This window comes from Hydrogenobacter subterraneus (genome assembly GCF_055390195.1).
The window spans coordinates 259,067-284,202 of the sequence record NZ_AP042473.1 but is presented as its reverse complement, the minus strand read 5'-3'; the positions used below and the strand labels follow the sequence as shown (position 1 = coordinate 284,202).

The 25,136-nt window shown below is 43.3% G+C and carries 31 protein-coding genes and 1 tRNA gene; 21 read left to right on the top strand and 11 right to left on the bottom strand.

Annotated features, from left to right (window positions below):
* Positions 1–7 precede the first annotated feature (7 nt).
* From ACZ5GB_RS01630 to ACZ5GB_RS01550, 17 genes are all read left to right on the top strand, one after another.
* Positions 8–3,046, top strand: a complete 3,039-nt coding sequence (locus tag ACZ5GB_RS01630; protein ID WP_464327249.1) for an efflux RND transporter permease subunit — start codon at positions 8–10, stop codon at positions 3,044–3,046.
* A 12-nt stretch (positions 3,047–3,058) separates the two neighbouring features.
* Entirely contained in the window at positions 3,059–3,355 is a 297-nt protein-coding gene (locus ACZ5GB_RS01625) for a GYD domain-containing protein (protein ID WP_464327248.1), read from the top strand.
* Positions 3,356–3,359: 4 nt separating this feature from the next.
* On the top strand, positions 3,360–3,707 hold the full coding sequence (locus ACZ5GB_RS01620) for a hypothetical protein (protein ID WP_464327247.1): 348 nt from the start codon (positions 3,360–3,362) through the stop codon (positions 3,705–3,707).
* Positions 3,670–4,551, top strand: a complete 882-nt coding sequence (gene metF / locus ACZ5GB_RS01615; protein ID WP_464327246.1) for a methylenetetrahydrofolate reductase [NAD(P)H] — start codon at positions 3,670–3,672, stop codon at positions 4,549–4,551. The genes ACZ5GB_RS01620 and metF overlap by 38 nt, the downstream gene beginning before the upstream one ends.
* A complete protein-coding gene (locus ACZ5GB_RS01610) occupies positions 4,548–4,751 on the top strand; it encodes a MoaD/ThiS family protein (protein ID WP_464327245.1) in 204 nt (67 codons plus the stop codon). The genes metF and ACZ5GB_RS01610 overlap by 4 nt, the downstream gene beginning before the upstream one ends.
* A gap of 7 nt (positions 4,752–4,758) precedes the next feature.
* Positions 4,759–5,235, top strand: coding sequence for a DUF1858 domain-containing protein (locus ACZ5GB_RS01605; RefSeq protein ID WP_464327244.1), 477 nt, complete (start codon positions 4,759–4,761; stop codon positions 5,233–5,235).
* Positions 5,236–5,244: 9 nt separating this feature from the next.
* Positions 5,245–5,655, top strand: a complete 411-nt coding sequence (locus ACZ5GB_RS01600) for an NUDIX domain-containing protein (protein WP_464327243.1) — start codon at positions 5,245–5,247, stop codon at positions 5,653–5,655.
* Between the two features lie 36 nt (positions 5,656–5,691).
* Positions 5,692–6,006 carry a hypothetical protein gene (locus ACZ5GB_RS01595; protein ID WP_464327242.1) on the top strand — a complete coding sequence of 105 codons (315 nt, stop codon included), beginning with the start codon at positions 5,692–5,694 and terminating at the stop codon, positions 6,004–6,006.
* A gap of 2 nt (positions 6,007–6,008) precedes the next feature.
* Positions 6,009–6,809 carry a 3-methyl-2-oxobutanoate hydroxymethyltransferase gene (gene panB, locus ACZ5GB_RS01590; protein ID WP_464327241.1) on the top strand — a complete coding sequence of 267 codons (801 nt, stop codon included), beginning with the start codon at positions 6,009–6,011 and terminating at the stop codon, positions 6,807–6,809.
* The gene (locus ACZ5GB_RS01585) at positions 6,802–8,520 is read left to right on the top strand and encodes a GspE/PulE family protein (protein WP_464327240.1); all 1,719 of its coding nucleotides are present in this window, start codon (positions 6,802–6,804) and stop codon (positions 8,518–8,520) included. Before panB ends, ACZ5GB_RS01585 begins: the two co-directional genes overlap by 8 nt.
* Positions 8,521–8,548: 28 nt before the next feature.
* Entirely contained in the window at positions 8,549–8,791 is a 243-nt protein-coding gene (locus ACZ5GB_RS01580; RefSeq protein ID WP_464327239.1) for a sulfurtransferase TusA family protein, read from the top strand.
* On the top strand, positions 8,788–9,090 hold the full coding sequence (locus ACZ5GB_RS01575) for a DsrE family protein (protein ID WP_464327238.1): 303 nt from the start codon (positions 8,788–8,790) through the stop codon (positions 9,088–9,090). Before ACZ5GB_RS01580 ends, ACZ5GB_RS01575 begins: the two co-directional genes overlap by 4 nt.
* 1 nt (position 9,091) lies before the next feature.
* Entirely contained in the window at positions 9,092–9,433 is a 342-nt protein-coding gene (locus ACZ5GB_RS01570) for a DsrE family protein (protein WP_464327237.1), read from the top strand.
* Entirely contained in the window at positions 9,427–9,666 is a 240-nt protein-coding gene (locus ACZ5GB_RS01565) for a sulfurtransferase TusB (RefSeq protein WP_464327236.1), read from the top strand. The genes ACZ5GB_RS01570 and ACZ5GB_RS01565 overlap by 7 nt, the downstream gene beginning before the upstream one ends.
* Positions 9,666–10,160 (top strand): 6-pyruvoyl trahydropterin synthase family protein, encoded by a 495-nt coding sequence (locus tag ACZ5GB_RS01560; RefSeq protein WP_464327235.1) that lies wholly within the window; start codon positions 9,666–9,668, stop codon positions 10,158–10,160. The genes ACZ5GB_RS01565 and ACZ5GB_RS01560 overlap by 1 nt, the downstream gene beginning before the upstream one ends.
* Positions 10,157–12,160, top strand: coding sequence for a hypothetical protein (locus ACZ5GB_RS01555; RefSeq protein WP_464327234.1), 2,004 nt, complete (start codon positions 10,157–10,159; stop codon positions 12,158–12,160). Before ACZ5GB_RS01560 ends, ACZ5GB_RS01555 begins: the two co-directional genes overlap by 4 nt.
* A 21-nt stretch (positions 12,161–12,181) precedes the next feature.
* A tRNA-Ala gene (locus ACZ5GB_RS01550) sits at positions 12,182–12,253 on the top strand.
* A 1-nt stretch (position 12,254) separates the two neighbouring features.
* Here ACZ5GB_RS01550 and dprA read toward each other — a convergent pair.
* Together dprA and moaC are read right to left on the bottom strand one after the other, a co-directional pair.
* Positions 12,255–13,268, bottom strand: coding sequence for a DNA-processing protein DprA (gene dprA, locus ACZ5GB_RS01545; protein WP_464327233.1), 1,014 nt, complete (start codon positions 13,266–13,268; stop codon positions 12,255–12,257).
* The gene (gene moaC / locus ACZ5GB_RS01540; protein ID WP_464327232.1) at positions 13,252–14,016 is read right to left on the bottom strand and encodes a cyclic pyranopterin monophosphate synthase MoaC; all 765 of its coding nucleotides are present in this window, start codon (positions 14,014–14,016) and stop codon (positions 13,252–13,254) included. Before moaC ends, dprA begins: the two co-directional genes overlap by 17 nt.
* Positions 14,017–14,195: 179 nt before the next feature.
* Between moaC and ACZ5GB_RS01535 the strand changes: the two genes are divergently transcribed.
* The 3 genes from ACZ5GB_RS01535 (at position 14,196) to ACZ5GB_RS01525 (ending at position 16,125) form a co-directional block, all read left to right on the top strand.
* A complete protein-coding gene (locus tag ACZ5GB_RS01535) occupies positions 14,196–15,419 on the top strand; it encodes a porin (RefSeq protein WP_464327231.1) in 1,224 nt (407 codons plus the stop codon).
* Between the two features lie 127 nt (positions 15,420–15,546).
* Positions 15,547–15,894 carry a nucleotidyltransferase substrate binding protein gene (locus ACZ5GB_RS01530; protein ID WP_464327230.1) on the top strand — a complete coding sequence of 116 codons (348 nt, stop codon included), beginning with the start codon at positions 15,547–15,549 and terminating at the stop codon, positions 15,892–15,894.
* On the top strand, positions 15,895–16,125 hold the full coding sequence (locus ACZ5GB_RS01525) for a nucleotidyltransferase domain-containing protein (protein ID WP_464327229.1): 231 nt from the start codon (positions 15,895–15,897) through the stop codon (positions 16,123–16,125).
* Positions 16,126–16,196: 71 nt separating this feature from the next.
* Here the strand turns inward: ACZ5GB_RS01525 and ACZ5GB_RS01520 are convergent, their stop codons facing one another.
* From ACZ5GB_RS01520 to ACZ5GB_RS01505, 4 genes are read right to left on the bottom strand one after another with little or no spacing between them, the layout of a single operon-like run.
* Entirely contained in the window at positions 16,197–16,622 is a 426-nt protein-coding gene (locus tag ACZ5GB_RS01520) for a hypothetical protein (protein ID WP_464327228.1), read from the bottom strand.
* 44 nt (positions 16,623–16,666) lie between these two features.
* The gene (locus ACZ5GB_RS01515) at positions 16,667–17,095 is read right to left on the bottom strand and encodes a hypothetical protein (protein WP_464327227.1); all 429 of its coding nucleotides are present in this window, start codon (positions 17,093–17,095) and stop codon (positions 16,667–16,669) included.
* Between the two features lie 32 nt (positions 17,096–17,127).
* Positions 17,128–18,408 (bottom strand): ComEC/Rec2 family competence protein, encoded by a 1,281-nt coding sequence (locus ACZ5GB_RS01510; RefSeq protein WP_464327226.1) that lies wholly within the window; start codon positions 18,406–18,408, stop codon positions 17,128–17,130.
* The gene (locus tag ACZ5GB_RS01505) at positions 18,344–18,997 is read right to left on the bottom strand and encodes a class I SAM-dependent methyltransferase (RefSeq protein ID WP_464327225.1); all 654 of its coding nucleotides are present in this window, start codon (positions 18,995–18,997) and stop codon (positions 18,344–18,346) included. Before ACZ5GB_RS01505 ends, ACZ5GB_RS01510 begins: the two co-directional genes overlap by 65 nt.
* A gap of 86 nt (positions 18,998–19,083) precedes the next feature.
* Here ACZ5GB_RS01505 and ACZ5GB_RS01500 point away from each other — a divergent pair, with 86 nt between their 5' ends.
* Complete coding sequence (locus ACZ5GB_RS01500) at positions 19,084–19,824, top strand: GGDEF domain-containing protein (protein ID WP_464327224.1); 741 nt, start codon at positions 19,084–19,086, stop codon at positions 19,822–19,824.
* Here ACZ5GB_RS01500 and pgeF read toward each other — a convergent pair.
* From pgeF to flhA, 5 genes are read right to left on the bottom strand one after another with little or no spacing between them, the layout of a single operon-like run.
* Positions 19,785–20,384: a peptidoglycan editing factor PgeF gene (gene pgeF, locus ACZ5GB_RS01495; protein WP_464327223.1), complete on the bottom strand. Its 600-nt coding sequence runs from the start codon at positions 20,382–20,384 to the stop codon at positions 19,785–19,787. The genes ACZ5GB_RS01500 and pgeF overlap by 40 nt on opposite strands.
* On the bottom strand, positions 20,381–21,154 hold the full coding sequence (gene proC, locus ACZ5GB_RS01490) for a pyrroline-5-carboxylate reductase (RefSeq protein WP_464327222.1): 774 nt from the start codon (positions 21,152–21,154) through the stop codon (positions 20,381–20,383). Before proC ends, pgeF begins: the two co-directional genes overlap by 4 nt.
* Positions 21,155–21,156: 2 nt before the next feature.
* Positions 21,157–21,984 (bottom strand): MinD/ParA family protein, encoded by an 828-nt coding sequence (locus ACZ5GB_RS01485; RefSeq protein ID WP_464327221.1) that lies wholly within the window; start codon positions 21,982–21,984, stop codon positions 21,157–21,159.
* The gene (locus ACZ5GB_RS01480) at positions 21,984–23,090 is read right to left on the bottom strand and encodes a flagellar biosynthesis protein FlhF (protein ID WP_464327220.1); all 1,107 of its coding nucleotides are present in this window, start codon (positions 23,088–23,090) and stop codon (positions 21,984–21,986) included. Before ACZ5GB_RS01480 ends, ACZ5GB_RS01485 begins: the two co-directional genes overlap by 1 nt.
* Positions 23,080–25,116, bottom strand: a complete 2,037-nt coding sequence (gene flhA, locus ACZ5GB_RS01475; RefSeq protein WP_464327219.1) for a flagellar biosynthesis protein FlhA — start codon at positions 25,114–25,116, stop codon at positions 23,080–23,082. The genes ACZ5GB_RS01480 and flhA overlap by 11 nt, the downstream gene beginning before the upstream one ends.
* Positions 25,117–25,136: the final 20 nt, after the last annotated feature.

The window sequence follows — 25,136 nt, the reverse complement described above, 5'->3', positions numbered from 1 at the left end:
CATTACCATGTACAGGTTTTTTATACATAGGCCGGTAACCTCTTGGATGTTCATGATAGCCTTTATCTTGCTTGGCCTATACTCCCTCAGAGTCATACCTATAGACCGCCTTCCCGATGTGGACTTTCCCACAGTTTCCATAGTTACCAACTACCCGGGTGCCAACGCTTATGTGGTGGATGTGAATATAACAAGGGAGATAGAGGACCAAATAGCCACTATAAGCGGTATAGAAAGCATATCCTCTGCCAGCTTTGCTGGCACTTCCCGAATAACCATAACCTTTTCCCTTGAAAAGGACATAGATGTGGCAGCACAGGAGGTAAGGGATGCAGTCCAAAGGGCTTTAAGTAGGCTTCCGGAGGGTGTGGACCCACCCTTGGTAAGGAAGGTGGATACATCTATTGCTCCTGTCTTTGTTGCTTTGCTTCACTCAAAGACGGCGGACTATCAAACTTTGGCCTATTGGGCGGATAAGGTAATAAAGAGGGAGTTTGAAAGGATAAACGGCGTAGGACAGGTGGACCTTGGGGGCTTCAGGGACAATGTGCTATGGGTTAGGATTGACCCAGAAAGGCTATACTCAAGAAGCCTTGCCCTTCAGGATGTGGTTGATGCTATAAAGAAGAATCATTTAGAGTCCCCGGCGGGAGCCATCTATGGAAAGGACAGAGAATACATAATAAGGCTTTACGGTAAGGTAAAGGATCCAAAGGAATTGGAAGGAGTCTATATAAGAAACGGTGTAAGGCTAAAGGATGTGGGCTTTGTGGAGTTTACCGAGGATGAGTTTAGAGGTATGGCACGGTATAAGGGAGAGCAGGCTGTAGCCCTTGTGGTCTATAAGCAATCCAAAAGCAACACGGTGGCTGTGGTAGATGCGGTAAAGAAAAGGATGGAAGAGCTAAACAGGGAGCTTCCGCCAGGTATGCGTATGGATTACACCTTTGACTCTTCCATCTTTGTAAAGGACAGCGTAAAGGCGGCCATAGAGGAGATCATCATAGGTAGCCTCCTTACTGCCCTTGTGGTCTATTTCTTCCTTGGCAGTCTAAGGCTTACCCTTGTTCCCATCTTTGCCATACCCATAACCCTTTTGGGGACAGTCTTCTTTATATACCAGCTTGGAAACTCTTTAAACACCTTTACCCTCCTTGCCCTTGCGGTGGCTGTAGGCATAGTCATAGACGACGCCATAGTTGTGCTTGAAAGCATATTTAGAAGAAGGTATGAGGAAGGCCTTGATCCTTTGCAGGCGGGAGAGGTTGGAACAAGGATAGTTATCTTCGCACTTTTGGCCTCCACCGCCTCTTTGGTAATAGTGTTTATTCCCATCATATTTTTAAAAGGTGTGGTGGGCAAGCTCTTTGGTAGCTTTGCCCTCACTTTGGCGATAGCCATAGCCCTTTCTTACCTTGTGGCCATAAGCTTTACACCCATGGCGGTTTCAAGGCTTGTAAAAGGCGAAGAACCCTCAAACCCCTTTACAAGAGCATACCAAAGCTTTGAAGCCTTTTTTGATAGGCTTTTGAGATGGTCCCTTGACCACAAAGCCATTGTTATAGCCCTCTCACTCATAAGCGTTTTCATAGGCTTCCAGCTATTTAAAGCCACTAAAAAAGAATTTTTCCCCATAGTGGATGAGGGAAGATTTCTCATAAGGTTTGAAACGCCTACCGGCTCTTCCTTTGAATACACAAGGAAAAAGGCGGAAGAGATAGAAAGGATCCTTTTGAAAAACCCCTATGTGGACCGCTTTGGTATGGCTGTGGGACAAGGCGTGGCAGGAAGGCCAGACGTGAACGGTGGCTTAGGCTTTGTGTATTTAAAGGAAGGGAAAAGGCCCCATCAGGCAAAGGTAATGGAGATGGTAAGGGAGGAGCTCAAAAAGGTTAAGGATGTAAGAATAAGCGTAGAACCACCGGGCATAGTGGGACCGGGAGGAGGAAGACAGGTGGACCTTCAGTATGTTATAAAAGGCCCATCCCTTGAGGAGCTTCAAAGTATATCAGAAAAGCTGGTAAAAGAGTTTAGGAATAGGCCAGGCTATAGGGATGTGGATACGGACCTAAGATTAAACGAACCACAGGTGCAGATAAGAGTAAACAGAGAAAAGCTTGGAGACCTTGGAGTGAGCGTGGAGGACATAGCCCTCACCTTAAACGTCCTCTTTGGAAAGTTCCAACTTGGCACCTATGAGCTTGGTGCGGAGAGCTACGACCTATACGTCAAAGCCTTGCCAAACTTTGTAGAAAATAGGGAAAACCTTAAAAAGGTCTTTGTAAGAAATGCAAAGGGAGAACTCATACCCCTTACAGAGCTTGTGGAGATGGAAATTGCCCCCGGCTACAAGGCCATAAACCGCTACAACAGGCAATACTCTTTTACCTTTTTTGCCAACCTATCCCCAGAAAAGCCTTTGGCCAACGCAGTGGATGAGCTAACAAGCTGGTTAAGAAATAACCTACCACCGGGCTACACCTTTGAACCTGTAGGCCAAGCCAAAGAGTTTCAGAGAGCCTTTCAGGGCCTTGGCTTTGCCCTTCTTTTTGCCCTTGTGGGAGTTTACATGGTTTTGGCTTCCCTCTTTGAGAGCTATAGACACCCCTTTACAGTGCTTTTGATGGTACCTTTGGCTGTGGCAGGAACCTTTGGCCTTCTATTTTTAACCAACACCTCTTTAAGCGTCCCATCTTACTTTGGCGTAATACTTTTGGTAGGCATAATAGTTAGGGATGCAGTGCTCTTTATAGAGAGGATTATACAGCTAAGAAAGGAAGGTATGCCCACACGCCAAGCCATACTCCAAGCGAGGAAGGAAAGGTTAAGACCTATCTTAATGACCACCTTTACCATAGTTTCAGCCCTCACGCCTGTAGCCTTAGGTCTTACTGCAGGTGCAGAACTCAGAAAGCCCTTAGCTATTGCGGTTATAGGTGGTATATTTACCGGTTTACCTCTTAGTCTCTTCCTGCTTCCAGTTATCTATGAACTCTTTGACAAACTTAGTTTAAAGACTTATCATATAAGAAAGGAAAACACTTAGGAGGTGAGAGCCATGCCTATCTATGTGATGCTAACAACCCTAACCGATGAAGGAATGAAAACCCTAAAGCACAGGCCAGAAAGGATAAAGGAAGTGGACAAAGAGGTGATGGACCGCTTTGGCATCAAAATATTGGCCCAGTATGCGGTAATGGGACCCTACGACTTTGTAAACATAATAGAGGCACCGGACAATGACACAGTGGTAAAGATGGCCTTGGAGCTTGGTTCAAGAGGGACCATAAGGACCCTCACCATGCCAGCCATAGAAGTAGACCAACTAATAAAAGACTTAAAGGAGCTGGGCTAAGCTTATGGAACAGGTCCTTAGGGCCTTCTTTGAGATTACCCTAAGGTATACGGACCTAAAATGGGCAAAGAGCAGGGATGACCTCATAAGCAGGGCTATAAAGGCCCTAAGGGCCTTCAAAGAAGGTAAAAGCATACAGGAAGTCAAAGCCACAAAGGATCTAAGCTTTGAAATAGAAAACAGCTTGGAATTTTTGGAAAGCTTTGTAAAAAAGCACCCAGAGGAGGTGGAAAAGCTTATAAGCCTTTTAAGCATGTTCATAAAATCACCAACTCCTTGTAAAATAAAGCTTATAAACTTTGCGGAGGCCTTGCTTGAAGATAGGGCAGTACCTAAAAGAGGGCAACTTTAGCCTATCCTTTGAATTCTTCCCACCAAAGACTCCAGAAGGGGAAGAGGAGCTTTTTCAAACCATAAAAAACCTAAGGAGTATAAACCCATCCTTTGTATCCGTTACCTACGGAGCTGGTGGAAGCACAAGGGACAGAACAAGGAGAGTGGTGGAAAGGATACACAAAGAAACAGACCTTACAGTTATGGCCCACCTTACTTGCATAGCGCATAGCAAAGAAGAGCTTTTGCAGATAATAGAAGAATACAGGGAAATAGGCATAGAGAACCTTTTGGCCCTAAGGGGGGACAAACCCGTCAATACGCCAGACTTTAAACCACCGGAAGGTGCATGCAAACATGCGGACCAGCTTGTAAGCCTAATAAGGGAAAACTACGGCGATTGGTTTTCCATAGGCGTGGCTTCTTATCCAGAAGGCCATCCCGAATCTCCCAATATGGAATGGGAGATAAAGTATTTTAAAAAGAAGGTGGAGGCTGGTGCAGACTTTTCCATAACTCAGATGTTCTTTGATAATAGATACTACTACGAGTTTGTAGACCTTTGCCAAAAGGCTGGCATAGACATACCCATTATACCGGGCATAATGCCCATAACCAACTTCAGGCAGGTGCAAAAATTTGCCAGCATGTGCGGTGCCACCATACCCCAAAGGCTAATAGAGAGATTAGAACCCTATGCGGACAGTCCAGAAGAGACATTAAAAATAGGCGTAGAGTTTGCCATAGAGCAGTGCTTGGACCTTTTGGAAAACAATGTTCCAGGTCTTCACTTTTATACGCTAAATAAGTCAAAGGCAACGCTTATGGTCTATGAAGGCATTAGGGGAGCTTTAAAGGCATGAGAGTAAAGGTAAGCTACAGAGGGCAGATAAAGGAATTGGAGTTTGAAAAGGATAAGATAACAGCCTTGGAGCTATTGAAGGCCTTGGGCCTCTCAAGGGAATATGCCTTTGTAGTAAAAGGTGAGGAAATACTGGAGGAGAGGGACCTTATAGAGGATGGAGAAGAAGTAAGAGTGATAAACGCCATCTCAGGCGGATAGTTAAAGCATGAGGTTGGATGTTAGAAACTTAGAGCCACCTCAGCCTATGGTTAAGGTAGCCCAGGCCCTTGAAAGATTAAAGGAAGGGGAGGTTTTGGAAGTCTTAGGTTCAAGGCCCTTTACTCATTTACTTCCAAGGCTAAAGGAGCTGGGCTACGATTATGAATTAAAGGAAACAGAAGAAGGATACCTTCTTAGGATATGGCGTAGCGGTCCGGCCATGCTGAAAGAAGAAAGCCATAGAGGGGAGTTTGAAATAGATGAAAATACCAACGTTGGAGAGCTTTTAAGAAGGTTGCCAAAGGCCCTTGATGTGCTAATAAGCTATGGCTTTACGCCCCTTAAGAACCCCATCTTAAGGAAAATACTGCCCCACACGGTCACCCTTGGACAGGCAAAGAAGATAAGAAGGATGTCCGATGAAAAATTTAACGAAATGCTTGAAGTCCTCAGAAGGCTAAAGGATGAGACCCACAACCTCTAAAATATTTTTATGGAAATAAAGACGCCCTACCTAGCTGTGGATGCCATCTTGAGGCTTTGGGAGGGAAAAAGCTTTAAAGGTTTGGTCCTGATAGAAAGGCTATACCCTCCTTACGGCCTTGCCTTGCCTGGTGGCTTTGTGGAAATTGGAGAAAGCGTAGAGTCTGCGGTGCTAAGAGAGGTAAAGGAAGAGACCGGACTAAATGCTACAATAAACAGGCTCTTTGGAGTATATTCGGACCCCAAAAGGGACCCACGATTTCATGTGGTTTCTGTTGTCTTTGTATGTGATGCGGAAGGTGTTCCAAAGGCTGGAGATGATGCAAAAAAGGTAAGGGTTTTTAAACTGGAAGAGCTTCCCTTAGATAATCTATGCTTTGACCATGGTAGGATATTGGAGGACTATTTAAAAAGATGGTAAAATTTTTAATTCATAAACTCTTTCTGGAGGAGTTGTATGACCAAGGAGTTTGAAATTGGCATAAGCTTACTCAAAAAGGTCCAAAAGGAGCTTGAAAGCCTTATGCAAGTTCAAGACCGTTTAAACGCACGCATTATAGTAAATGCCATAATAAACCCCATCACAGCATCCGCTTACCAAATAAGGGTGGGTGATGGCCCCCACAAGGAAGAATTGCTGGAAAGCTTGCTCAAACTTGTTAAAGAGATGAGGGACCTATCGGACATAAAGGCTATGCAAGAAACCATAGGGAAAGTTCTGGAGCTTTTGAAAGAGTTTGAAGAGGCGCAAGCGGAGAAAAAAGAAGGGTAGCTATGGAAGGTATAACTATAAGAACCCTTTTTAAGAAGAAGAGGGAGGGTAAGAAGATCACCATGGTATCCACCTATGATTACCTTTCTGCAAGGCTTTGCGACCAGGTGGGTATAGATTGCATATTGGTGGGTGATTCTTTGGGTATGGTCTTTCAGGGCTTGGATTCTACTCTACCCGTTACCCTTGAGGAGATGATATACCATACAAAGGCCGTAAGAAGGGGAGCAAAGGAAAGCTTTGTTATAGTGGATATGCCCTTTATGAGCTATCAGGTTAGCCTTGAAGAGGCCATAAGGAACTGTGGAAGGGTTATGAAAGAAACAGGCGCCAACGCAGTGAAGATAGAAGGCGGTGAGGAGGTGGCAGAGCTTGTTTACAGGCTCGTAAATATAGGCATTCCTGTGGTAGGTCATATAGGCTTTACACCCCAAAGCGTGCATGCCTTGGGAGGCTACAGGGTGGTGGGAAAAGTAGAAGAGGAGGCCCAAAGGGTAAAAAGGGATTTTAAGGCCTTAGAAGAGGCAGGAGCCTTTATGGTAGTTTTGGAGAGCATGCCAAAGGATCTGGCAAAGGAGATAACAGAAAGCTCAAAGGCTATAACCATAGGTATAGGTGCTGGTCCCTATTGCGATGGGCAGGTGCTTGTCTTTTATGACCTGGTGGGCCTTGTGGAGGAGATAAAGCCCAAGTTTGTAAAAAGGTATGTGGATGGGGCAGAGCTTTTTAGGAAAGCCCTTATGTCCTTCAAAGAAGAGGTAGAAAAGGGTATATTCCCTTCTCAAGAGGAAAGCTATGGATGAGGCCAAGCTTTTGGACACCTTGGTAAAGCTTGGGTATGTAAAAAGAGATGAAGCTCTTAAGGCCCAAAAGGAAAAGGAAAAGGATGAAGACATAATTAGTGCTTTATATAGGATGGGTTTTTTAAACGATACAAAGCTTTTGGATTTTTATCAAAAATATTTAAGACAAAGGCTTTGGACCGGTAGTCCAGAAGATATAAACATTCCGGAAGATATAAAGGATAAATTACCAGAAGACTTATTGAGGAAACATAGCATAGCACCTATAAAATACGAAAGAGGAGAAGATGGAAAGGCGCAAAAACTACACGTGGTCATGATAAACCCTTTCAATCAAGCGGCCATAAACGAGCTTAAGTTCAAAACAAAGATAGACATAGTAATACCATATGTAGGCACGAAAAAGACTATAGACGCTATCCTTGATAAACTTTATCCTCCCATAGATAGAATTATAGAAGGTATGGAGCTTGGCGAAGAGCTGGAAATAGAGTCTTCTCAACCAGAAATACCCCTTGAGATGTTGGTTGCAGAATCGGGAGAAGGCCCAATAGTAAAACTGGCAAATTTTCTTATAGCGGAGGCGGTAAACCTTGGAGCCTCAGATATTCATATAGAACCACAAGAAAAGAAATTGGTTATAAGGTATAGGGTTGATGGTGTATTAAAGATATACCACGAGTTTCCTGTAAGGATAAAGGACTCTCTCACAGCACGTTATAAAATCATAGCAAACCTTGATATTTCAGAAAAAAGGCGCCCTCAAGATGGAAGGATAAGGACAAGGTATAAGGGTAAGAAAATAGACCTTAGAGTATCTACGGTTCCCACCGTATATGGCGAGAAGATAGTTATGAGAATACAGGAAGCTGAAAAGTACCTAAACGTAAAGCTTGAGGACCTGGGCTTTGAGCCAGATGACCTTGAAAAGTTCCGAAAAGCAATTTGGACGCCCTGGGGTATGATACTGGTCACAGGACCAACGGGTTCTGGTAAAACCACCACCCTTTATGCTGCCCTTATGGAAAGGAATAGTCCAGATGTAAACATAATGACCGCAGAAGACCCGGTGGAGGTCTCCATACCAGGGCTTAACCAGGTTCAAATAAACGAGAAGATAGGAGTTACCTTTGCCAATGTACTAAGGGCTTTTCTAAGGCAGGACCCAGACATAATACTCATAGGTGAGATAAGGGACACAGAGACGGCCGAGATTGGCATAAGAGCGGCTCTAACGGGCCACTTGGTCTTTTCCACCCTGCACACCAACGACGCACCTTCCAGCATTACAAGGCTGGTGGATATGGGTATAGAACCTTTCCTTGTAGGCTCTTCTGTTATCCTTATAGTGGCCCAAAGGCTTGTAAGGAAGCTTTGTCCAAGGTGCAAGCTTGTGGATGATACCCCAAGGGAAGCCCTATACAGGCTGGGTGTTCTACAAAGCCCGGATGAAAACATAACAATTTATAAGGCAAATCCCAAGGGTTGCGAGCATTGCAACGGCTCTGGCTATAAAGGTAGGACGGCAGTGCATGAGATATTGGAGGTGGATGAGGAGATGAGAAAACTGATAATAAAGGGTGCTACTTCAGAAGATATAAGGGACCTTGCTCGCAAAAAAGGTATGAGGACCCTTTACGAAACAGGTGTGTTGAAGGTTAGAAAGGGCATAACCTCCTTGGCGGAGGTGGAAAGGGTCCTTGCAAAGTAAAAAAGAGGTTCTTATAATTAAAAGTTCTATGGAGAAGATAAACTGCGATAAGGAGTTGGATATAAGGGGTGATGTCTGTCCCTTCACCTTTGTAAAAAGCAAGCTTGCCCTTGAGCAGATGGAAGTGGGACAGGTGTTAAGGGTAATAGTGGATTATAAGCCTTCGGCGGAGAGCGTTCCAAAAAGCATGAGAGAAGAAGGTCAAGAGGTTCTGGCCGTAAACCAGCTTTCGGAAAACACCTGGGAAATCCTCATAAGAAAGGTAAGATGAGATTTCTCTTTATAATAACCAGCAACCCCTTTGCTAAGGACTACAACACCATAGTAAGACTTGTAGAAGAGCTTACAAAAAAAGGCGAAGTGGCTCTATTCTTTACCGGAAACGGTGCCTATTACATCATAAGGCCAGAGACAAAAAGACTAAAAGAGCTGGGAGCAAGGCTTTTGTACTGCGCCCACTCTGCCCACCAGAGGGGCATAGAAAAGGCCCTTGAATTCTTTGAGAGTAGTTCTACCTACAACCTCTCAAGACTCATACAGGATTACGATAGGGTGATAAACTTTAATTAACATGAGAATAGCCTTTATAGTAAAGGGAGACCCTTTCTCATGGAAGTGCCATGAGGCCCTAAGGGTGGCCATGGCCCTCGGCATAAACTCTGAAGTAAGCCTTATCTTCATAAAGGATGGCGTATATGCCCTTACAAAGTGGCATCCAGAGGAGCTTGGTATAGAGGGCTTTGAAAGGCTTTTGGAGAACATGGCCTATGTTAATGTAAAGGTCTTTGTGGAAGACACATCCTTAGAAGAGAGAGGCCTAAAGCCAGAGGATTTGGTCTGTGAAGTGGAAGTAAAAAGCATTGAGGAAATAAAGGAAATGATAAAATCTGCGGAGGCTGTAATGGTATGGTAAGGACCTTGTGGCTTGTTAGAAAGTTGGGAGACTTTAGCTCAGACTTGGTGGAAGAGGATGATATAGTTATACTTATCCAAGATGGTGTTTTGCGCTTTCCCACAAGGAAGGGTTGGTATGCTTGTAAAGAAGATGCCCAGGCAAGGGGCATAAAAATACCAGAAAACCTTACAAAGAGCTACCAAGAGATAGCCGATCTAATAGTAAAGGCCGAAAGGGTGGTGGTGTGGTGATGAAGTGGCAGATTACAAAGACCTTTAGGTTTGAGGCTGGCCATAGGGTTTGGAAGCAAAACCTCACCTGTGGAAGGGGTGCGGAGCTTACCCTTGGAAAGGAAGTGCCTGTAAACAAGTGCGTAAACCTTCATGGACATAGCTACCTGTTGGAAGTGGTCATAGGGTCCAACGTGCTATCAGAACAGGAGATGGTTTTGGACTTTTACCATGTAAAAAACGCTTTGAAGGACCTAATAGACACCATAGACCACAGCTTTATCATAGATGTGAAGGACCCAATGTATGAGGAGCTAAAAACTGTGGCGGAAAAGTACGGAGCCTTAAAGATATTTCCAGTGGATTTTTGTCCCACTGCGGAAGCCTTGGCCAAGTTCTTTTATGACTTTTTGGTGGAAAAGCTATCTCAGGTGGGGCTTTTGGGAGAGGTAAAGGTGGTCAAGGTGGTCCTTTGGGAAACGGCCACCTCAAAGGCGGAGTATTACGGTGAATGAATTTAAAGATAGCACTACCAGGTGGGAGAAGCCTTAAAGTAAAGGCAGAATTTCCCTACGCAGGCAGTCCAGTAGGCTACCGAGTTCTCATAAGGGGTAAAACTGGCCTTGTGGTGGGATTGGCAAAAGAGGGAGAAGCCATAGACCTTACCTTTCCCGATGAAAAGCCCATTACAACAGAAAAACATATCCTGTCCATCCTTGAAACGGCCAATTACTTTGCCCAGCTACCTTGGAAGCTTCTCTTTGACCTTATGCCCTCTGTTTTTGACTGGAGGGAGGAGGAATACATCCGCCTTGGAGAAAAGGACTGGAAGTTTATTGATAAGCTAAGCCTTAAGGTGCTTGAGTATGTAAAAACAAGAAGGGCTGTAAAGGAGGAGAGTCTAAAAGAAAAGTTTGGGAGGGATATAATTGAAAAGCTCTTAGACCTTGGCTTTTTAAAGAGGGTAAAAGAGTGGAAGATGCCAGACCTTACCATCACCTACTACAGCCTGCTTGTGCCGTTGGAAGAGGCAATACAAAGGCTAAGGAGGTTTAAAAACAAGGAAGAAAAAATAAGGCTAATATACTACCTTTTGGAAAATAGGATAGCAAGCAGGGAAGAGCTACGATCGGCAGGCTTTAAGGGTGATGATATAAAAGCCTTGGTCCAGAAGGGCATAATAGGAGAAAGGGAGGAAATAATTCGTGAGATAAGGGGTGCGCCCACCATAAGGCAGGCAAGGGTGGAATATGTAAGACCCTTGGGAAAAAAGTCTGTAATCTTTGGCCATTGGGAGGGTCTAATAAGCCATGTGGCGACACATCTTGAAAGACTTGTAAAAGAAGGGAAAAACACCTTTATCTTTTGCCCCAGTATATCCCTTCTTTCTGTTCTGTTTGAGCATCTTTATCCCCTTTTGGGAGATAGGCTAATCCTCCTTAGGTCCCAAGATAAGCCAAAGGACTTTATCAAAAAGTGGTTTTATATTTCCTCCGCCGATGGCATTGTGCTTTTGGGAAGCAAAATAGCCCTTTTAGCACCTCTAAAAAGCATGGACCTGCTCATCTACTTTGATGAAAACACATCCAAGGCATTGGAAGGCTTTGATATAAGACACTTTCTCTATACCCTTTCCAGGTATTACGGTGCAAACTTTTTGCTTGTTAGCACCTTTATGCCCCTTAGCCTATGCACAAGAGAAGATTGGGAAAGACACTACCATGCGCCGCAGGCGGAGGTTTTTGTCTTCAAAAGAAAAGCCCAAGAGATCCTTTCACCTTCGGTAAGAGAGCTTATAAAAAACAGCCAAGAGGAGTGGCTTTTCCTTGTAAATAAAAGTGGTTATGCCTATGCCTTTTGCAGTTTTTGTGGTTGGATGGTGGAATGTCCAAGGTGCAAGGGCTTTTTGACCTTGAGCAAGGATAAGGAAAGGGTCTTTTGCACCTCTTGCGGGTATAAGTCCCATGCCCTATGCCCAGAGTGTGGCAGACAGCTCAAAGAGCTTGGCTTTGGCATAGAAAAGGCCATAGAAGAGGTACACAGGCTCTTTGGAAATAGAGAAAACTTTCACTTTGACACGGTGCCAAGGCTCGGGAAGAGTTATGACAATGTTTTAGTGCTTCACTCAGACAATATCCTTTCGGTGCCTTGGTTTGATTCCTTAGAAAGGTATTTTTCTTACCTGTGGCAGGCACTCTGTATTAGCAAAAAAAGGCTAATAATCCAAACGGCGCTGGAAGACAACCCTGTATTGGAGTTTATCAAAAACAAGGACTGGCATGGCTTTTGCCAAGAGGAATTAAAAAGGAGAGAGGAAGAGGACCTTCCACCCTTCAAAAGGCTTGTAAGGGCAAGGTTAAGGTCGGAGCCAAACTTAAAAAACCTTCCTGTGGAGGCAAAAGGCAAAAGGCTTGAAAAACTTTGGGAGCTTCTTATAAAGGTGGATAAAAAACATCTCAAAGAGCTTTTAAAAAGATTAAGGGAATACCAGCCCGTGGACCTTGAAGTGTTTTGAGTGTATAATTTAAAATTCCAAGGGGACGTAGCTCAGTGGGAGAGCGCCTGCATCGCAAGCAGGAGGTCGGGGGTTCAACTCCCCTCGTCTCCACTCAAAGGCTCATGTAGTATGACCCATTCCTCAAAACCTTACCCTCCAGCTCAAGCTGGGTTAATTTCATGGTAAGCTCTTGGTGAGAAAGCCTTGTGATCTCCAATAGCTCATCAAAGGTTTTTGGTGTGGTCAAAAGGTCAAGGAGTGGGTCCTTTAAGGAGTGGGAAGAAGGAAGCTCTTGGAAAAGGAGGGTAGGGCTATACAGCACCTTGGCTTTGCCCTCGTTTACCAAGTTTATACAGCCCAACCACCTTTGACTTAGGGCGTTGCCTACATATACCCATAAGGGTTTTTTCTGTTTTATGGCGTATTGGGCCGTTATTAAAGAACCGCTCTTTTGGCCCGCTTCTGCCACCACCAAAGCCTTAGAAAGACCGCTTATAAGCCTGTTTCTCCTTGGAAAGGTGTATTCTTCTGGGCTTGCCTCTGGCAAAAACTCGGACAGAAAAAGCATATTCCCATTTTGCAACTTACTTAGATAGGCTGGAATTTTTAGTATTCCCATGCCCAAAAGGCATACGGTATAGCCCCCAAGGGCTAAACACTCCTTGTGGCTATAAAAATCACAACCTATGGCTCCGCCAGAGCAAACACCATAGCCCTTGCTTACCACCTCTCTAACCAAGCTTTTTATAAAGCCCAAGCTTTGGCTATCTGGCTTTCTTGTCCCCACTATGCCTATCATGGGCACCTGCCTTATCTCTCCCCTGTAGAAAAGCACGGGAGGAGGGTCTTCTATCTCTTTGAGAGAGGTAGGATAGGCCTCATCCTCCAAACATACCCAACCTATGCCCTCCCTTTCCACAAGCCTTATAACCTCCTCTGGCTCAAAGGAAAGCTCCCTTCTTTTTATCGCCCTTGCCCTCTCCTCTCCCAACATCTCCCTTAGGTCCTCATAGCTTGCAGAAAGTATATCCTCCGCAGACCCAAAGGCCAACCAGAGCCTTTTTATGGATACCTCCCCAAGCCCCCTTATAGCCTTCAAAAGAAGCCAGTTATACAGCCTCTCCATCTACCCAAATTCCCAAGAGACTTCCAAAGCTACCAAAAAAGGCCTCTATAACTTCCCTGTCTGGTTGAATTTCTACGCACGGCTTGCCCTCAAACCTACCCACCCTTACACCCTCCCTTAGCCTCTCTGGGACCAAGGAAAAGAGCTTTTGGTTTATGGCATAAGACACCCCCCAAACCTCAGAAAGGTCAAGCCTTTGAGTGCTTACCACCAGCTGGGCATCACCTTCGGAGATGATAGCCCCAAGGCTTGAAAGCTTACCCTCTATATACTCCTTCATGCCGCACTCGGATATAACCCTCACCACCACACCCTCAAGGCCCTTTGACCACTGAGACTTGCCCCCAGCCTTTTCCAACAGTCTTATCTCCTCTATAAGCATGCTATCATCCATACCCTTACACATATCGTAGATGGTAAGAAGGGCAACACTAACGGCAGTAAGAGCTTCCATTTCATAGCCAGTCCTATGGATGCCCTTTACAAAAGAGAAAACTTCCACATAATCCTCTCCCACCCTTACATCCATCTCCACATGTTCAAGGCTTACAGGATGGCAAAAGGGTAAAAGCTCGGGAGTTTTCTTTGAAGCCATAATGCCCGCAAGCCTACAAGAAGGGATCACATCCCCCTTTGGCACTCTGCCCTCCCTTATGGCCCTTATGGTCTCTGGCCGTAGCCTTATCCTACCGTAGGCTTTGGCAGTCCTAAGAGTCTCTGGCTTTGAACTAACATCCACCGTTCTCATTGTATTTTGACCCCAATGGTAAATATTATATGCCCTTGGTGAAGATTTTGAATTTTTGCAAAAATAAAACTTGCTGTTTAAAAGCCTTTGGAAATCTTGCAAACTTTAAAAAAGTCTTGACAAGCATCCCTTTTTTTGCTATTATATTGCCATCAAAACCTTTTAAGGAGGGTACCAACATGAGGAAGAGCCTTTTGGCAGTAGCAGCCCTAATGGGAGCAGCGGTATTGCCTTCTCAGGCAGCAGTCATCAGAGTTGACGAAGACACCTTTGCCAACATGGGACTAAAACTCCAGATCTGGGCACAGCATCTGGGTAAGACCACACCGGGTGGTAAAGATTACAACGACTTTTCCATCGCCAATGCTCGTATCTACTTCAGCGGGCAAGTCAACAAGATAGTCCAATTTGGTGCCAACTTGGATTCTGCGGTGTATAGTGGTGGACAAGGAAGAGGTACTCACCAAGGTACTTCAAACTCCAGAGTTAACGACGCCTTCATCAACCTAAAGCTTATGGATGAGTTCCAAGTAATGGCAGGTCTCTACAGGCTTCCCTTCTCAAGGGCATCTCTAACAGACAGCTACAGCTACTATATACCAACTGGATATGGATATAGCGTAAGAGGTAATTACTTTACTCCATTTACCATAGGTTCTAATGTGCAAAATGGTTACAGGGATGCAGGTCTTACCTTCTGGGGCAACATAGCAGATGGTCTTGTTAAGTATCAGATTGGTGTCTTTGATGGAAGATATGACCATGTAAATGTTGATAAAAACGGTAATGGTATTGGTAAAAAAGACAACCTTGCCTTTGCCGGAAGGATACAATTCACACCTACCATGCTTGGATACAAGGCAGAAAAGGGCTTTACGCTTGCGGATACTTACCTTGGAAGGCAAAATGTGCTAACAATAGGTATTGGTTATAACACCCAAAAATGGGATGATGGAGCTGGCAATTCAAAAACTGCTAAGTCTTGGACCGTGGACGCCATGTGGGAGCAAAAGTTTGGAGACATAGTGCCAAACCTCCAGCTTGGCTATCAGGATAATAAGGACATAGGAACATGGAAAGATAACAACAGGAATAATACTTATGAACCACCAGGTGAACTTTCTATAGGGAAAAATAGGGTATGGTATGTCCAAGGCCAGCTTCTCTATGACCAAGTGGTAGGCCTTGGAAAGCCAGCTCTTGGCATAAGGTATGAAAAGCAGGATGATAGGACAGCTAGCAACTTAGATACTAATAGGGTAGGTGTGTTCCTCAACTACTACATAAAGGGCCAAGATGCCAAGATACAATTTGGTGCTGACGTAGTAAGCCTGAAGAACAAGAATGTCGACAACAGGAAGAACTATACCGACTGGACCTTGGCCCTTCAAACTCAATTCTAACAATCCCATCCACCCCCGCCTCCTGCGGGGGTTTTTATTACAATCTTTATAGATGCAAGCCTTACCAAGATAGAAGCAAAGGTTTAATTCCTACAAAAAAGCTCTAAATCAGCTAAACAGTGCAATATTGCTTTCTAAGGAAAGGGAATTATCCCTTTTGGAAAAGCAAGGTTTAATTCAGGCTTTTGAATTTACCCATGAGCTTGCATGGAACCTACTCAAAGATTATTTAGAATACCAAGGTTATCAAAATATTAAAGGCTCAAGGGATGCTATAAGGGAAGCTTTTAGGGTTGGGCTTATTGAGGATGGTGAGGCTTGGATGGATACAATAAAGGCACGAAACATTACATTACATGTTTATGATGAAAGCATGGTGGAAGAGATATTTGAGGTAATTGTGGAAAAATATGCAGACCTTTTTAACAAGCTTAAGGAAACCTTTGAAAAGATTGAAAGGGAAGAGGACCCATAAATGGACATACCAGAGCATATTTTGAAAAAGATACTGGATGTTTTAAAAGAGGAGGGAAACATAGAAAAGGTTATTATCTTTGGCTCAAGGGTAAAGGGCACTTCTAAGGCGAGTTCCGATATAGATATAGCCCTTGTGGGCGAAAACATAAACCTAAGGCAGATACTAATGATAGGCTCAAAGATAGAGGACCTTGACCTACCTTATAAGGTGGATTTAATAAGCTACTAAAGATATAAAGGACAAAAATTTAAAAGAGGAGATTGATAAGTTTGGCGTGGAGATAGAATTAAAAAATTAATTTATAAAAGTCCTGCCCTTTTTAATACCTCTTCTATCTCTGGATTTCTTTTTGCTAAATCTTTTAAGACTTTTTCTATCTTATCGCTTTTGTCTTCCAATTCTTTTGTCTTCTTGGCTACGGGAGATAGGGCAGTTCTTCTGTCCCATAGTATAAATCCAATTAGAGCGATTATTCCCACTATAACCGTCAATAAAGCTCCCAAAACAATGCTCATATAATTCCTAAAATCGCTCCTCAACTCATCAACCTGTTTTTGAAGAATATCCATGCGCTTTTCCAAGGCTTCTACTTTTACCTCAAGTCTTTCAACCTTTATTTCTATACTTCTTAACCTATCCCTATCCTCTTGTGTAAAAGGCACTTCTTTGGAGAAGGCAAGGCCAAGGAAACTTAAAAACACAAAGACCAATAAAAACTTTCTCATGCTTTAAATGTTAAACTTTTAAAGGTCCTTTGTCAATTCAAGGTTTAAAGCAATCCCGCCCGTTTTAAGGCTTGCTCTATCTTTGGGTCTTCTTTGGCCAATTCCTTTAAAACTTTCTCCACCCTATCGCTTTTATCTTCCAACTCCCTTGTCTTTTTTACCACAGGCGATATGGCGGTCCTTCTGTCCCACATTACCAAGCCTATTAAAATTCCCATACCACTAAACAATACACCAAAGCCCCAGAGGATTAAGGTTCTCAGATCATCACTCTGTTTTTGAGTAGACTCCTTTAAGTCGTCAATCCTTTTATTAACATCATCAATTCTTTGATTGACCGCTTTAAAACCCTCTTCAACCTTCACCTCAAGCCTTGTTATCCTATCCCTATCCTCCTGTGTAAAAGGCACCTCTTTAGCTAAGGCAAGGTTAAAAAAGCTTAGGAAAAGAAGCGCTAATAAAAACTTTCTCATAACTAAAATGTTAAGCTTTGAAAGGCTTACTGTCAATTTTTAAAAATATTTGAAGCACACCTATCTTTTTTCCTGTATATTCCCCACACATACAAAATCATAGCTCCAAAGCTTGATAGAAAAATAGCCTGCTTTAAGCCTAAAGGAATCCCCACATCCAAGTCAAAATGGGAAAGTGCTTTAACAGAAAATAGGATGAATTTACCCATCACTTCCATTGGAAAAGTGGGAAGGCTAAAGAATGTGATGATTTCCCAAATACCATAAACTGTAAAGGGCAAAAACATAAATCCAACTAAAGGGCTAAAGACTATACTACCCGCACTGCTGGTGGTGAAACTCCAAAGCAAGGGAGACACACCCAAAAAGGCAAAGAAGGAAATTAGAAAGGAGTTTAAAACCTTCCACTTTAGGCTGTTTTCTTCCCTTCTAACTATTCTCAAGCCCAAAAGTATGTAAAGGGTGGCAAAGAAGGAAAGCCAAAAGGAGTAAGATTTTACAAAGCTTGGTTCAAAGAGTAGTAGAAGACTGCAAGAAAAAAGTAGGATGTTTAAAGAGTTTGGCACACCTTGAGAGAGCTTTACCAAAACCCAAAGCAAAAACATAAGCCAAGCCCTCAAAGCTGGTGGGTCCTGTGGTGTCAAAAAGATCACATAAAGGCTTGTGCCAATGGTGGCAAGCAATACCCCATAAGGATAGGGTAGGGCATATTTTAGTATGAAAAAGAACATGGCTACATGAAAGCCAGATATGACAAGTATATGAATCAAGCCCGTTTTCCTAAAGTGATAAAAAATATCCTGTGGTAGAAGCTCTTGAGACTCTCCAAAGAGATAGCTAAGGGTCAAGGCCCTTACCTGTGGGTCTTTTATTTTCTCTTCCACCTTTCCCATATATCTTTCCCTTAGGCTCTTTTGCCTCAAGGATGGCCCTTCTATATCTTTCCAGCTGGCGCTTACAAAGACCTTGTCTCCTTCTGCCCTCACCTTACCGTATAGCCAAAAGGCCCCTGAAGGGATGTCCTCTGCACCATAAAGGCTAAGGCTTATCTTTTTACCATACAGCTCTGGGAAGTCTCCGCTTAGGACCTTTGCTCTTAGCCTTAATCTTCCACCCTCTTCCACCACAGGGCCTTCTACAAGCACCTCCAAAAGACCCTCATCTTCAAAGTACAAAAAGGCCTCTTCCCTTTCTACCCTCCAAAGGGAAAAGATTAAAAGTACAAAAAATAAAAAAAGCTGTAATACCTCAGCCTTTTTTGGCAAGGATAATATAGACCAATCCCAAAAGCCTCCTTTGGACCTCCACCACATAAAAGCCCTCCTCCTCAAGCTCCCTTTTTACCTCCTCTATGCTAAGGGAGTTTTCAAGGGAGTGTATAAAAAAGGCCCATTTATCGCTACCAAATAGAAGAAGGCCAAGAGGCTTTAGAGGGTATTTCATCAAAAATATCAAAAGTGGGGTTATAAAGAACTTGTTTATATCCAAAAGGGCCATATGGCCATTATCTTTTAAAACTCTTTTTGCCTCTTTGAGAAAGGCCTTTCTGTTTAGGAGATGTCTATAAACTAAGGAAAGACTTAGGGAAGAAAAAGAACGGTCTTTAAAAGGCATATTTTCCGCATCTGCCACCAAAAACTTACAAGCCTTGCACTTTGACCTTGCTATCTTTAGCATCTCCAAAGATAGGTCTATGCCCACCCTTAGGCCCTTGTTTTGAGACTTCAAAAGCACCTCGCCAGTACCAGTTCCCACATCAAGCCTGTTGCCCTCATAAGGTAGCATATCAAGAAGGTCCCTTTGCCATTGGCTTATACTTCCTAAGGTTATAAGGTTTAGAAAAAAGTCATATTTTTTGCTTACAGCAGAAAAAATTTCTTGCACTTGCTTTTTTGTTATCATGCTAATATTCTATAACAATTGGACAAAGAACGAATTTCTCACCCGGAGTGTTAGTATGTTATTATTATAAACAGGCGGAGTGAGTTATGTGGGAGGTTTATATAGCCCTTGGCATTGCCATATTTATGCTAAGTGTAGGTTATGCTGTAAAGGATCTCTTTTTTAGAAGGCTTGCTCTTTTGTATGCTGTAGCCTTTCTGCTTTTGTCCGCTGGCTACTATGCAAGCTACGTGGTTAATTTGAGAATTTACTTTAGCTTTATGAACGTGTTTTCTTACCTTATCTTTTCCTATACCTTTTTCCTTAGCTACAAGCTTGTAAAAACACAAAGGAAAGAGATGGAAAAGAAGTACTTAGACACTATAACGGGAGTTTTTAATAGGCTATACTTTGAAGAAGTCTTACCACAAAGAATAAAAGCTATTTTGAGCCTTGGGTTGAACTACTTGGTTGCCTTCTTAGATTTGGACAACTTAAAACAGGTTAACGATACTTATGGCCATTTAAAGGGAGATGAACTCATAAAAAATCTTGCAAAAGCTATAAACCAGTCCATCAGGGGTCATGAAGATGTGGCAATAAGGTATGGAGGAGATGAGTTTTTAATTGTGGCCCCCATAAGGGCTTGTGGAGATAGTTTAATACTTCTAGAAAGGATAGAAAGAAACATAGAGGAGATGAACCAATCTCTTGAAATCCCCTTATCAGTATCCATTGGTTTTGCTTGTTATCCAGATGATGAGAAGGATTTTAGGAAGCTGTTGGAGGTTGCAGACAAAAGGATGTATCAGATAAAAGTGGATAGAAAGGGCTTTAGCTCCACATAAGTCAAAAGCCTTTCTTGTGTTCTGTTTCTTCTGTAGGATGGTAGGCTATGGTGGCAAATGGTGCAAACTTTGTATACAAAAAGGTGTTTTATTCCGCTCTTTTTTAACCTCAATATAGCCTCTTCCTGCGTATCCATATAAAAGCTTTTGTTCTTAAAGTGAAGACATGAAAAGTAATTTTTAAAATCTTCTCCCACCTCATAACAGCAAGCCTTTGCAGAGGGGCCCACAAAGGCTAAAAAGCTATCCAATGGCTCAAACTTGGAAAGTGCTTCCACAGTCTTTTCCACTATGCCATCCTTTAGACCTCTCCAACCTGCGTGTACAACCGCCACCGTTTTCTCTCCAAGGAAGGCCAAAGGTACGCAGTCTGCAGACCTCACACCTATCTTCAAACCTCTCTTTTGCGTAATTATGGCATCGCCCTCAAGGCCATCTGTAAAGCTATTTAAAACATAAACCTTGGAAGAATGCACCTGTTTGAGGGTCAAAACATCTTTGTCCTCTTCCCACCTTTTGAGAACAAGCCTTGCACTGCCTTTTTCTAAGGAAAATATCATAAGAGCCTTTTGGCCTTTTCCGAAGTCTTTTGGATACACTCCATTACTATGCCAGCAAAGCCACGTTCTTCAAGCACCTTTATGCCTTCTATGGTGGTCCCTCCGGGAGAGGCCACCTTGCTTATCCAATCCTCCGGATGTCCCCCCATCACCTTCAAAAGCTCACAAGAGCCCAAAAGCATATCTATGGCTATGGACTTGGCAAGCTGATAAGAAAAGCCCTCTATTACCCCCGCCAGAGCCAGGGCATGCACGAACTTAAAGGCAAAGGCAGGACCAGAACCCGCAAGGGCAGTAAAGGCATCAAAAAGATTTTCTTCTATCTCATACAGGCTTCCAGCCTTGGAAAAAACCCTTCTAAAGCTTTCCTTTTCCTCTTCCTTTACTCCCCCACCAAAGGCGCAGGCTATGGTAGCCTTACCCACAAGGGCGTTTATATTGGGCATAAGTCTTATTATCTTTGAAGTTTTACTCATCTCCTCCATCTTTGAAAGGCTAAGGCCTGCCACCACGCTTATCAAAAGCTTATCCCCCATCTTGTCCCTTATCTCCCTTAGCACACCTTCCACATCCTTTGGCTTTACCGCAAGCAAAAGCCAGTCTGATACTTCCAGTAAAAACTCCAAACTACTTGCCACTCCAAAGCCTTCCGAAAGGGCCTTCTGCCTTTTATCCTCGCTTACATCGTAAACCACTATCTCCACATGTTCCTTTATAGCTTTTGAAAAGCTTTCTCCCATATTGCCGTAACCTATCACTCCTATAGTCATGTTTATCTCCTTAGCTTTGATAGTAATCTTTGCCAAAAGCTCATGGGTTGAGGTCTTATATCCAAGGATAGCTTTGATAAGGCGTTGGTAAGATCCCTTGTAAGGCTTTCATCAAAGGGGTTTTGGTTTATTATGTTCCTTATCATCTTTGGGTTAAACCTTATACTTCCCAAATACCTTACTTCTGCAGAAGTGAATTTTTCGCATACCACCTTTATGCTTTCAAAGACCTTTATGCCTTCCTCATCGCTTTGCACCTTATTTACAAGCAGATAAAATTCTTTTAGCTTTTCCTCTTGGTTTAGCACCTTTATAAGCCCGTAGGCGTCTGCTATAGATGTGGGTTCTGGTGTGGTTATTATAAGGGGAATGTGGCTGGAAGATACTAGGGCTGTGGTATCAAAGTGAATGCCTGGTGGCGTATCAAAGATAACCCATTGGTAGTTCTTTTCTGCGTATTCCTGAAGCCTGTATATTAGGCTTTTTAATTGAGCTGGTGGTAAGTTTACCAACTCTCTCACACCACTACCGCTGGATATGAAGGCAAGGTTTTCTTCAATGGGGACCACCACCTCCTCAATGGGCACTTCTCCCATAAAGAAGTGGTACAAGTTCTTTGCTGGAGTTATGCCAAGCATTATATGCACATTGCTAAGCCCCAAGTCTCCATCTACTATAAGCACCTTTTTGCCTTTTTTGCTTAGTATTCTTCCTATGTTTATGGTTATGAGTGTTTTTCCTACTCCACCCTTGCCACTGGCTACGGCCATATAGCCCGTCCTTTCCTCTTTACCCTCTGCCTTTAATAGGTGCAAAGCCTGTGCTTCCATCACGCTACCCCTAAGAATATCTTAGCCAAATACTCATAACTTGCCATAATAAGGTCCTCTGGCACCCTCTGCCCTGTGGTAAAACAAAGCACAGGTAACTGGGTTCTATAGGCCACGTTTATGGTGGTACCAAAGTAGTTGGTTTCATCCAGTTTTGTAAATATTAATCCAGCGGGTTCTACAAAGCTAAAGCTTTCTATAACTTCATACTGTACCCTTTCCTCTGCGTTGGCTCCAAGGGTTATATAGGCTTTTAGGGCTGGAAGCTTGGCAAAAAAGGGAGAAAGCTCCCTTATCCTTATCTCATCATACTGGCTTCTGCCGCCCGTATCCACTAGCACAAGATCAAGGGAAGAAAGTTCTCCTATACATTCCCTAAGCCTGTAAGGCGTATCTGCAATCCTAAAAGGAAGCTCCATTATGTTGGCATAGGTCCTAAGCTGTTCCACCGCTCCAACCCTGTAGCTATCTATGGTTATAAGCCCCACCCTTTTACCTTTGTTTTTCAGCATGTACGCCAACTTGGCTATAGTGGTGGTTTTACCCACGCCAGTGGGGCCAAGGAGCGTTATTACGCTAAAGCCCTCCTCGGGAAAGTTCTCCACAAGCTTTATGTTTTTGCTAAAACCTTCTATAAGAGACTCTATGTTTTCACCCTTTAGGTCAAGCCTTTTTAGTTCAAAGTCATAACCACAGGCGGATTCCACTATCTTTTGAGCCACATCCCTTGAAACCCCCCTGTTTATAAGTTTGTTCATAAGGTGCAAAGCTCTTATGGAGTATTCCGATTCCAAGTCATCCTTTTTTGGCTCTTCCTTTTCCAACTTTTGTTTTTTTACAAGGTCCATAACCTCCTTTAGGTTTTCCTTTAGTCTGTTTATCTCTTGGTATAAACTCTCTTCTTTTTTTAACTCTGTGGCAAAGTCTTCCTTATCTGGTATGCCAACGGTTATCTCCAGCTTTGAACTTTTTGGAAAAGGTAAAAAGGGTATAAGCTTTTGTTTTACAACCCTTGTGGACAAGATAACCGCCTCTGAGCCATATAAAGCCCTTACTTCCTCCACTGCTTCCTGAATGGAATCCACAATAAGCTTTTTAATCTTCATCTATAACACCTATAACCTTTAAGTTTAGCTGTCTATCAAGTTCATTATAAGACAGCACCGTAAGGTTTGGCATGTAATTTTCAAGCACCTTCCTTACATGCCTCCTTATGCTTCCAGAGGTGATGATAAGTGGCATAGCTTGGTATTGGTTAAACTTAACAATCTCCTGCGATAGCTTGGGATATACCTTATTAACCAAAAGGTCCAAAAATTCATCTTCTTTACCTTCCTGAACATATGCGGTTAGCTTGGCTTCAAGCTTGGGAGATATTATCATGGCGTACAATGTTCCGTTAGTGCTATACAACCTTGTTATTCTTTTAGAAAGCCTTTGCCTTACAAACTCTGTAAGCAGGTCTGGGTCCTTTGTCTGTTCTATGTAATCTGCAAGAGTTTCAAGTATGGTAAGAAGGTCGTTTATGGGTATGCCTTCCCTCAAAAGGTTTTGGAGCACTCTATGTAGTATGGATATGGGTACTACATCTGGCACAAGGCCCTGCACCGCCTTTGGATATTTTTTAGATAGGTTCTCCACAAGTTCCATAACCTCTGCCCTTCCCAGTATTTCATAAAGGTTTCTCTTTATGGTCTCACTAAGGTGGGTTATTATCACAGTAGATATATCCACCACCATATAGCCAAGCCTTTGAGCCTTATCCTTTAGCTCTTCCCTTATCCAATAGGCTTTTAACTTGAAAGAGGGGTCCTTTGTCTCTATTCCTTGAAGGGGTTCTCTTGCATTGCCAAGGTCTATGGCAAGCCAATGTCCTGGGAAGACCTCATATGAATCTACCTCTATGCCTCTTATGAGTATTCTGTATTGGTGAGGCTTTAGCCTAAGGTTGTCCCTTATATGCACAAGTGGGATGATCACACCGTATTCATTTGCCAGCTGTCTCCTTATGGACTTTATCCTCTCTGGAATGTCTCCGCCTTGCGATTCATCCACATAGGGTATAAGACCATAACCTATCTCAAGGGCTATGGCCTCCGGCTGTGTAAAAAACTCTTCTTCTTTCTTTTCCAAAGCGGGCTTTTTCTGTTCTTTCAATACCTCTTCAAGCTTTCTAAGTTCCTCTTGCTTTAGGGCTTTGTTTAGTGTGTAATAGAGGCCTCCAAGGAGACCAGCCAACAGGAAAAAGGGCAACTTGGGAAAGCCCGGTATAAGGCCTATAAAGAGTAAAAGGCCAGAGGAAAATAGGAATACTCTTGGCTCCTTTGAAAACTCTTCTAAAAGGGCCCTTCCAAGCCTATCCTTTGAAGAAGACTTTGTCACGACCACGCCAGCGGCCGTGGAAAGCATCAAAGCAGGTATCTGGCTGGCAAGCCCCTCCCCTACTGTGAGCAAAGAATAGGTTCTTATGGCATCAAGAAAGCCCATACCCTTGAAGACCAATCCCACCACAAGGCCACCCACAAGGCTCAAAAAGAGTATGATGAGGGCTGCGATGGCATCACCCCTTATAAACTTACTGGCACCGTCCATGGCTCCATAAAAGCTTGCCTCCTGTTCAAGCTGTGCCCTCCTTCTTTTGGCTTCTTCCTCCGTTATAAGGCCTGCGTTTAGGTCTGCGTCTATGCTCATCTGCTTTCCTGGCATGGCATCCAAGGTAAAGCGTGCCGCCACTTCTGAAACCCTCTCCGCACCCCTTGTTATCACTATGAAGTTTATAACTATAAAGATTAGAAAGACTATAAGACCCACCACAACGTCTCCACCTACCACAAAAGTGCCAAAGCCTTCTATTATATGTCCCGCCGCATCCGTTCCCTCATGCCCATGGAGAAGGATCCTTCTGGCGGCGGCAATATTAAGGGAAAGCCTCAAAAGGGTCCCCAAAAGCAATATGCTTGGAAATACAGAAAGCTCAAGTGGTTCCTTTATGAAGGTGGTAAGCACAAGCACAGTCAAAGAAAAGGTAATGCTAAGAGCCAATAAAAGGTCCAAAAGAAAGGCTGGAATAGGAAGGATTATGGCGCTTAGTATGACTATAAAGGCTATGATTATCCACCCTTCCCTCAGCATAGACTATAATATACTCTATT

What these genes read in the sequence shown, in the direction of transcription:
- ACZ5GB_RS01565 (WP_464327236.1), top strand. Translation starts at nt 9,427, where the DNA reads ATGGTAAGGACCTTGTGGCTTGTTAGAAAGTTGGGAGACTTTAGCTCA.
- ACZ5GB_RS01600 (WP_464327243.1), top strand. Translation starts at nt 5,245, where the DNA reads ATGGAAATAAAGACGCCCTACCTAGCTGTGGATGCCATCTTGAGGCTT.
- moaC (WP_464327232.1), bottom strand. Translation starts at nt 14,016, where the DNA reads ATGAGAACGGTGGATGTTAGTTCAAAGCCAGAGACTCTTAGGACTGCC.
- ACZ5GB_RS01525 (WP_464327229.1), top strand. Translation starts at nt 15,895, where the DNA reads ATGGACATACCAGAGCATATTTTGAAAAAGATACTGGATGTTTTAAAA.
- ACZ5GB_RS01480 (WP_464327220.1), bottom strand. Translation starts at nt 23,090, where the DNA reads ATGAAGATTAAAAAGCTTATTGTGGATTCCATTCAGGAAGCAGTGGAG.
- ACZ5GB_RS01575 (WP_464327238.1), top strand. Translation starts at nt 8,788, where the DNA reads ATGAGATTTCTCTTTATAATAACCAGCAACCCCTTTGCTAAGGACTAC.
- ACZ5GB_RS01555 (WP_464327234.1), top strand. Translation starts at nt 10,157, where the DNA reads ATGAATTTAAAGATAGCACTACCAGGTGGGAGAAGCCTTAAAGTAAAG.
- pgeF (WP_464327223.1), bottom strand. Translation starts at nt 20,384, where the DNA reads ATGATATTTTCCTTAGAAAAAGGCAGTGCAAGGCTTGTTCTCAAAAGG.
- ACZ5GB_RS01580 (WP_464327239.1), top strand. Translation starts at nt 8,549, where the DNA reads ATGGAGAAGATAAACTGCGATAAGGAGTTGGATATAAGGGGTGATGTC.
- flhA (WP_464327219.1), bottom strand. Translation starts at nt 25,116, where the DNA reads ATGCTGAGGGAAGGGTGGATAATCATAGCCTTTATAGTCATACTAAGC.
- ACZ5GB_RS01505 (WP_464327225.1), bottom strand. Translation starts at nt 18,997, where the DNA reads ATGATAACAAAAAAGCAAGTGCAAGAAATTTTTTCTGCTGTAAGCAAA.
- ACZ5GB_RS01500 (WP_464327224.1), top strand. Translation starts at nt 19,084, where the DNA reads ATGTGGGAGGTTTATATAGCCCTTGGCATTGCCATATTTATGCTAAGT.
- ACZ5GB_RS01520 (WP_464327228.1), bottom strand. Translation starts at nt 16,622, where the DNA reads ATGAGAAAGTTTTTATTGGTCTTTGTGTTTTTAAGTTTCCTTGGCCTT.
- ACZ5GB_RS01585 (WP_464327240.1), top strand. Translation starts at nt 6,802, where the DNA reads ATGGATGAGGCCAAGCTTTTGGACACCTTGGTAAAGCTTGGGTATGTA.
- ACZ5GB_RS01485 (WP_464327221.1), bottom strand. Translation starts at nt 21,984, where the DNA reads ATGGAAGCACAGGCTTTGCACCTATTAAAGGCAGAGGGTAAAGAGGAA.
- ACZ5GB_RS01595 (WP_464327242.1), top strand. Translation starts at nt 5,692, where the DNA reads ATGACCAAGGAGTTTGAAATTGGCATAAGCTTACTCAAAAAGGTCCAA.
- ACZ5GB_RS01535 (WP_464327231.1), top strand. Translation starts at nt 14,196, where the DNA reads ATGAGGAAGAGCCTTTTGGCAGTAGCAGCCCTAATGGGAGCAGCGGTA.
- ACZ5GB_RS01570 (WP_464327237.1), top strand. Translation starts at nt 9,092, where the DNA reads ATGAGAATAGCCTTTATAGTAAAGGGAGACCCTTTCTCATGGAAGTGC.
- ACZ5GB_RS01630 (WP_464327249.1), top strand. Translation starts at nt 8, where the DNA reads ATGTACAGGTTTTTTATACATAGGCCGGTAACCTCTTGGATGTTCATG.
- proC (WP_464327222.1), bottom strand. Translation starts at nt 21,154, where the DNA reads ATGACTATAGGAGTGATAGGTTACGGCAATATGGGAGAAAGCTTTTCA.
- ACZ5GB_RS01510 (WP_464327226.1), bottom strand. Translation starts at nt 18,408, where the DNA reads ATGTGGTGGAGGTCCAAAGGAGGCTTTTGGGATTGGTCTATATTATCC.
- ACZ5GB_RS01560 (WP_464327235.1), top strand. Translation starts at nt 9,666, where the DNA reads ATGAAGTGGCAGATTACAAAGACCTTTAGGTTTGAGGCTGGCCATAGG.
- ACZ5GB_RS01605 (WP_464327244.1), top strand. Translation starts at nt 4,759, where the DNA reads ATGAGGTTGGATGTTAGAAACTTAGAGCCACCTCAGCCTATGGTTAAG.
- ACZ5GB_RS01625 (WP_464327248.1), top strand. Translation starts at nt 3,059, where the DNA reads ATGCCTATCTATGTGATGCTAACAACCCTAACCGATGAAGGAATGAAA.
- dprA (WP_464327233.1), bottom strand. Translation starts at nt 13,268, where the DNA reads ATGGAGAGGCTGTATAACTGGCTTCTTTTGAAGGCTATAAGGGGGCTT.
- ACZ5GB_RS01620 (WP_464327247.1), top strand. Translation starts at nt 3,360, where the DNA reads ATGGAACAGGTCCTTAGGGCCTTCTTTGAGATTACCCTAAGGTATACG.
- panB (WP_464327241.1), top strand. Translation starts at nt 6,009, where the DNA reads ATGGAAGGTATAACTATAAGAACCCTTTTTAAGAAGAAGAGGGAGGGT.
- ACZ5GB_RS01515 (WP_464327227.1), bottom strand. Translation starts at nt 17,095, where the DNA reads ATGAGAAAGTTTTTATTAGCGCTTCTTTTCCTAAGCTTTTTTAACCTT.
- ACZ5GB_RS01610 (WP_464327245.1), top strand. Translation starts at nt 4,548, where the DNA reads ATGAGAGTAAAGGTAAGCTACAGAGGGCAGATAAAGGAATTGGAGTTT.